The organism is Pseudomonas palleroniana (genome assembly GCF_003031675.1).
Taxonomy (GTDB): Bacteria; Pseudomonadota; Gammaproteobacteria; order Pseudomonadales; family Pseudomonadaceae; genus Aquipseudomonas; species Aquipseudomonas palleroniana.
The window spans coordinates 1-1,120 of the sequence record NZ_PYWX01000056.1 but is presented as its reverse complement, the minus strand read 5'-3'; the positions used below and the strand labels follow the sequence as shown (position 1 = coordinate 1,120).

Genomic DNA, 1,120 nt, shown 5'->3' with positions numbered 1-1,120 from the left:
TGAACTGGTCAAGTAATCTTGGACACTGATTACGGTTCACGCCGCCAACCTTTCCTTCACGACCGGCGATCTGTAGTCGTTATAGCTGTGAGGCCTACTGATGTTGTAGCGCGAGACATAGCGCTGCACATCTGCCCGGGCCTCATGCTCCAGTTTGTAGCCCGTTTCAGGCACCCACTCGGACTTCAAACTACCAAAGAAACGCTCCATCGGGGCATTGTCCCAGCACTCGCCTTTACGGCTCATACTTTGCCTAAACCCATGTTTCACAAGCGCGTTTCGGAATTTATGGCTGGTGTACTGGCAACCTTGATCAGAATGAAACAACACATCCTGGGGATGGCCGCGCAGCTCAACCGCCATGCGTAGCGCTTCGCAGGTCAGGTTGGCATCAGAAATCATCGAGAACGACCAGCCTACGATCCTGCGAGCGTACAGATCCAGAACGGCGGCGAAGTACATCCATCGCTTGCCGACCTTGATGTATGTCACGTCGCCACACCACACTTGATTAACCGCCGTCACATCAAATTTTCGCTTGAGCACGTGCGGCGCCACCAAGGCCTCCACACCCGGCGATTTGTACTTATGGCGCCGGCGCTGACGACTAGCGATGCCAGCTTCGCGCATCAAACTGCGAGCCATATAACGCCCGATACGATGCCCTTTGGCTTGTAGCTCCTTGGACAAAGTACGTGCGCCGGCCGACTCTCTGGACGCCTTGTGGTGCCTGACCAGCGCGGCTTTGAGCTTGTCCCGTTCAGGATTTGCTCTGCCTTGGCGCTGGCGCCAGGCGTAAAAGCTACTGCGGTTGACCCCAAACACCCGGCAACACTTTTTAACGCCGTACTGCTCGTCCAGCTCATCGATCAGCGTGAATGATCTTTGGCGTCCAAAAGCAGGAGAGCACTGGCCTTTTTTAGGATTTCGATATCCAGGTCTTTCTCTCTGAGCAGAGCTTTGAGCCTCTGGATTTCTCGTTGATCAGCGGTAATCGCCTTGGCCCCCACCGGAGTCGAGCCCAAGCGCTCTTTTTGCACTTGATCAACCCAACGGCGCAGGGCTGTGGGGCCGATATCCAGGCTGGCACAGACTTCGGTAACCGGCTGACCTTCATCCA

The 1,120-nt window shown here is 55.5% G+C and carries 2 protein-coding genes; both read right to left on the bottom strand.

What is annotated here, in order from left to right:
• Positions 1-36: 36 nt before the first annotated feature.
• Complete coding sequence (locus tag C9383_RS19635) at positions 37-861, bottom strand: IS3 family transposase (protein WP_249031090.1); 825 nt, start codon at positions 859-861, stop codon at positions 37-39.
• A gap of 8 nt (positions 862-869) precedes the next feature.
• Positions 870-1,120: transposase (locus C9383_RS28445; RefSeq protein ID WP_249031089.1), on the bottom strand; the 251-nt coding region annotated here is incomplete at its 5' end.